Source organism: Streptomyces sp. Isolate_45 (assembly GCF_024721315.2).
Lineage (GTDB): Bacteria > Actinomycetota > Actinomycetes > Streptomycetales > Streptomycetaceae > Streptomyces.
This window is the reverse complement of record NZ_JANFAK020000286.1, coordinates 1-5261: the sequence shown is the minus strand read 5'-3', so window position 1 is coordinate 5261 and position 5261 is coordinate 1. Positions and strand designations below refer to the sequence as shown.

General features: G+C 76.2%; 2 protein-coding genes. Both read left to right on the top strand.

Annotated elements, in window-relative coordinates:
• The coding region (locus NOD94_RS40015; RefSeq protein WP_281211163.1) for a UrvD/REP family ATP-dependent DNA helicase at window positions 1-2091 on the top strand (2091 nt) is incomplete at its 5' end.
• 43 nt (window positions 2092-2134) lie between these two features.
• Window positions 2135-5261, top strand: a 3127-nt coding sequence (locus NOD94_RS40010) for an ATP-dependent helicase (protein WP_281211162.1), incomplete at its 3' end; no start/stop codon positions are given.

Here is a 5261-nt window from a genome sequence, read left to right as displayed (position 1 = left end):
AACCCCGGGTCGGGAGTGGTCCGGGGTGCCGGGCCGCCCGGGGGCCCGGCCCGGGGGGGGGGGCGGGGCGCGGCACCGGTCCCGGGCGACTCCGAGGGCACGGGTTCCGCCCGAGCGGCCGACGCCGGCTCCGCGGTGGACGGCACCGGCGGCGGTGACGGCGAGGAGGGCGACGCCGCCGACCCGCCGACCGGCGGCGACGAAGGCTGGGTCGGCGTCGAGGACGCGCTCACGCTGCTCGGCTCGCCCCTCGGCGGAATGGACGCCGCCGACCTGCGGCGGCTCGGCCGGGCACTGCGCGACGAGGAGCGGGCCGCCGGGGTCACCGCCCCCGCGCCCTCCGACGTCCTGCTGGCCCGCGCCCTCGCCGAACCCGAGCGGCTCACCGCCCACGACCCCGCCTACGCCCGCGGAGCGCAGCGCCTCGGCCTGCTCCTGCGCAAGGCCCGCGAACTCCTCCAGGGCGGCGGCACCGCCGAAGAGGCCCTGTGGGCCCTGTGGGACGGCACCCCCTGGCCGCAGCGCCTCGAACGCGGCGCCCGCCGCGGCGGCGCCGCCGGCCGCAACGCCGACCGCGACCTCGACGCCGTCTGCGCCCTCTTCGACAACGCCGCCCGCGCGGAGGAACGTACCGGCGGCCGCGGCGCGCTCAACTTCCTCGAACAGCTCGAAGCCGAGGACATCGCCGCCGACACCCTCACCACCCGGGCCGTCCGCCGCGACGCCGTCACCCTGATGACCGCCCACCGCTCCAAGGGCCTCGAATGGGGCCTCGTCGTCATCGCCGGGGTCCAGGAAGGGCTCTGGCCCGACCTGCGCCGTCGCGGCTCCCTCCTCGAAGCCGACCGCATCGGCCGCGACGGCCTCGCCGAACCCCTCACCCCCGGCGCGCTCCTCGCGGAGGAGAGGCGGCTCTTCTACGTGGCCGCCACCCGCGCCCGCCACCGCCTCGTCGTCACCGCCGTCAAGGCCCCCGCCGAGGACGGCGACCAGCCCTCCCGCTTCCTCACCGAACTCGGCGTCACCCCCAAGGACGTCACCGGCCGCCCCCGGCGCCCCCTCGCCGTACCCGCCCTCGTCGCCGAGCTGCGCGCCACCACCGTCGACCCCGACGCCTCCGAGGCCCTGCGCGACGCCGCCGCCCGCCGCCTCGCCCGCCTCGCCGCGCTGACCGACGACGACGACCGCCCCCTGGTCCCCGCGGCACACCCGCAGCGCTGGTGGGGCCTGTACGAACCCACCCTCAGCACCGTCCCGCTCCGCGACCGCGACCGGCCCGTCGCCCTCTCCGGCAGCGCCCTGGACCAGCTCGCCAACACCTGCTCCCTCCAGTGGTTCCTCGGCCGCGAGGTCAAGGCCGACGCCCCCTCCACCGCCGCCCAGGGCTTCGGCAACGTCGTCCACGTCCTCGCCGACGAGGTCGCCTCCGGCCGAACCCCCGCCGACCTCGCCGTCCTGATGGAACGCCTCGACTCCGTCTGGGACGCCCTCGCCTTCGACGCCCCCTGGAAGTCCCGCCAGGAGAAGGACAACGCCCGCGCCGCCCTGGAACGCTTCCTGCGCTGGCACACCACCGACCGCGGCGGCCGCGCCTCCGTCGCCACCGAGCACGACTTCGACGTCACCCTCGACGCGGGCGAGTACGCCGTACGGATCCGCGGTTCCATGGACCGCGTCGAGGCCGATCCGCAGGGCCGCGCGTACGTCGTCGACTTCAAGACCGGCAAGGCCGCGCCGACCAAGGACGAGGTCGCCCGCCACCCCCAGCTCGCCGTCTACCAGCTCGCCGTCCGCGAGGGCGCCGTCGACGAGGTCTTCGACGGCCTGCGCCCCGAACCCGGCGGCGCCGAACTCGTCCAGCTGCGCCAGGACGCCGCGAAGAAGGACGGCGGCGACGGGATCCCGAAGATCCAGGCGCAGCAGCCCCTCCAGGAGGGGACCTCCGGCGAGTGGGTCGGCGACCTCCTGGCCACCGCCGCCGGCCGGGTCCTCGACGAACGCTTCGCCCCCGCCACCGGCGAACACTGCGGGCGCTGCTCCTTCCGCAGCGCGTGCAGCGCCCGCCCCGAGGGCCGCCAGACCGTGGAATGAGACGGCGGCGAGGAGTGTCGGTGCGGGCGGCTAGCCTTTTGAGGTGACCGCGTACGAGTCCGGGCGCACCCCCGTCCTCACCGATCCCGAGCAGCTCAAGGAGCTCCTCGGGATCCCGTTCACGCCCGAACAGATGGCCTGCGTCACCGCCCCGCCCGCCCCCCAGGTCGTCGTCGCGGGCGCCGGCTCGGGCAAGACCACCGTCATGGCCGCCCGCGTCGTGTGGCTCGTCGGAACCGGAGCCGTCGCCCCCGAACAGGTCCTCGGACTCACCTTCACCAACAAGGCCGCCGGAGAACTCGCCGAACGCGTCCGCAAGGCCCTCGCCCGCGCCGGCATCAGCGACCCCGACCCCTCCCCGGCCGACGTGGAAGCCGGCACGGCGGGCGGCGAGCCCCGGATCTCCACCTACCACGCGTTCGCCGGGCAGCTCCTCAAGGACCACGGCCTGCGCATCGGCCTGGAGCCCAGCGCGCGCCTCCTCGCCGACGCCACCCGCTTCCAGCTCGCCGCGAAGGTGCTCCGCGAGGCCCCCGGCCCCTACCCGGCCCTCACCAAATCCCTCCCCGACCTCGTCGGGGACCTCCTCGCGCTCGACGGGGAACTCTCCGAGCACCTCGTCGACCCCGCCCGGCTCCGCGCGTACGACACCACCCTGCTCGACGAGCTGGCCGACACCCGACTCACCAACGAGGACCTGCGAAAGGTCCCCGAAGCCGTCCGCGGCCGCCTCGAACTCCTTGAGCTCGTCGCCCGCTACCGGGCCGCCAAGCGCTCCCGCGACCTCTTCGACTTCGGCGACCAGATAGCCCTCTCCGCGCAGCTCGCCACCACCCGCCCCGAGGTCGGCGCACTGCTGCGCGAGGAGTTCCGGGTCGTCCTCCTCGACGAGTACCAGGACACCTCCGTCGCCCAGCGACTGCTGCTGTCCGGGCTCTTCGGCGGCGGCACCGGCCACGCCGTGACCGCCGTCGGCGACCCCTGCCAGGCCATCTACGGCTGGCGCGGAGCCTCCGTCGCCAACCTCGACGACTTCCCCGAGCACTTCCCGCACGCCGACGGCACCCCCGCGACCCGCCTCTCGCTCAGCGAGAACCGGCGCAGCGGCGGCCGCCTGCTCGAACTGGCCAACGGCCTCGCCGCCCCGCTGCGCGCCATGCACGAAGGGGTCGAGGCGCTGCGCCCCGCACCCGGCGCCGAACGCGACGGCTCGGTCCGCTGCGCCCTGCTGGAGACCCACGCGGAGGAACTGGACTGGCTCGGCGACTCCGTCGCCCACCTGGTGCGCACCGGCAAGGAACCCGGCGAGATCGCCGTGCTGTGCCGCTCCGCCGCCGACTTCGCGCGGATCCAGGCCGTCCTGGTGGCCCGTGACGTACCGGTGGAGGTCGTCGGCCTGTCGGGACTGCTGCACCTGCCGGAGGTCGCCGACCTGGTCTCCGTCTGCGAGGTGCTCCAGGACCCCGGCGCCAACGCCGCCCTGGTCCGGCTCCTCGTCGGCCCGCGCTGGCGGATCGGCCCCCGCGACCTGGCGCTCCTCGGGCGCCGGGCCCGGCAACTGGTCGCCCGTCCGTCCGGTCCCGACGCCGGGCCCGACGGGCGGCTCGCCGCCGCCGTCGAAGGCGTCGACCCGGCGGAGATCGTCTCCCTCGCCGACGCCCTGGAGACGTTCCTCGACGGGGCCGGCCGGGCCCCCGACGAACTCCCCTTCTCCGCCGCCGCCCGCGTCCGGTTCGCGCACCTCGCCCAGGAACTGCGTGACCTGCGGCGTTCCCTCGCCGACCCGCTGATGGACGTACTGCACCGGGTCCTGGCCGCGACCGGGCTGGACGTCGAGCTGTCCGCGTCCCCGCACGCGCTGGCGGCCCGCCGCCGCGAGACCCTGTCCAACTTCATGGACGTCGCCGCCGGCTTCGCCGCCCTCGACGGCGAGGCGACCCTGCTCGCCTTCCTCGGCTTCCTGCGCACCGCCGCCCAGTACGAGAAGGGCCTCGACCACGCGCTGCCGGGCGGGGAGAACACCGTCAAGGTGCTCACCGCCCACAAGTCCAAGGGCCTGGAGTGGGACGTGGTCGTCGTCCCCGACCTGTGCGCCGGCTCCTTCCCGAAGGAGAAGCCGCCGGAGGCCTGGACCTCCTACGCGAAGGTCCTCCCGTACGGCCTGCGCGGCGACACCGCGACCCTGCCCGAGGACCCCGCCTGGACCTCGGCGGGCCTGAAGTCCTTCAAGGCCGCCCTCAAGGAGCACAAGGCCGTCGAGGAACTCCGCCTCGGCTACGTGACCTTCACCCGCCCCCGGTCCCTGCTGCTCGCCTCCGGCCACTGGTGGGGCCCGACCCAGAAGCGCCGTCGCGGCCCCTCCGACTTCCTGACCGCCCTGCACGACCACTGCGCGGCCGGCCACGGCGAGATCGAGGCCTGGGCCGAGGAGCCCGCCCCGGACGCCGAGAACCCGGCCCTCGCCGCGGAATCCGCTCCCGAGCACTCCTGGCCCCTGCCCCTCGACCCCGACTCGCTGGCCCTGCGCCGACGGGCCGCCGCCCTCGTCGAGTACCACCTGGCACACCGCCCCGAGCACGCCCCCACCCCGCCGCCCGACCCCTACCTCTGGCCCCCGCACTGCGAGGACCCCACCGACGAAACCCCCTGGCCGGACCCCCTGCCGGACGACCCGTGGCCGGCCGACCCCGCGCTGCCCGCTTCCCGTGCCGGTGTCCCGGACCCCCTGCCGGACGACCCGTGGCCGGCCGACCCCGCGCTGCCCGCTTCCCGTGCCGGTGTCCCGGGCTCCCTGTCGGACGACCTGTGGGCGGGTGAGGCGGTGGCTCCCGGCTCCCGTGCCGCCGGGGCGCCGGGGCCGTCGTCGGACGACCTGGAAGTGGGCGAGCCCGCCGTGTCCGGTGCCGGTGCCCCCGCCTCGCTGCCGGACGACCCGTGGGCGGGCGGCACCGCGCTGTCCGCTTCCCGTGCCGGTGCCCCCGCCCCTGCGCCGGCTGATCCGCGGACCGCCGGGCCCGCTTCCCGTGCCGGGGATCCGGAGGGCTCGTCGGACGACCTCTGGGCGGGTGAGGCGGCGGTGCCCGCCTCCCGTGCCGCCGGGGCGTCCAAGGACGGCGAGCACGCCTCCGACACCCCCTGGGCGGGCCGGGTCGCCGTACCCGCGCCCCGTG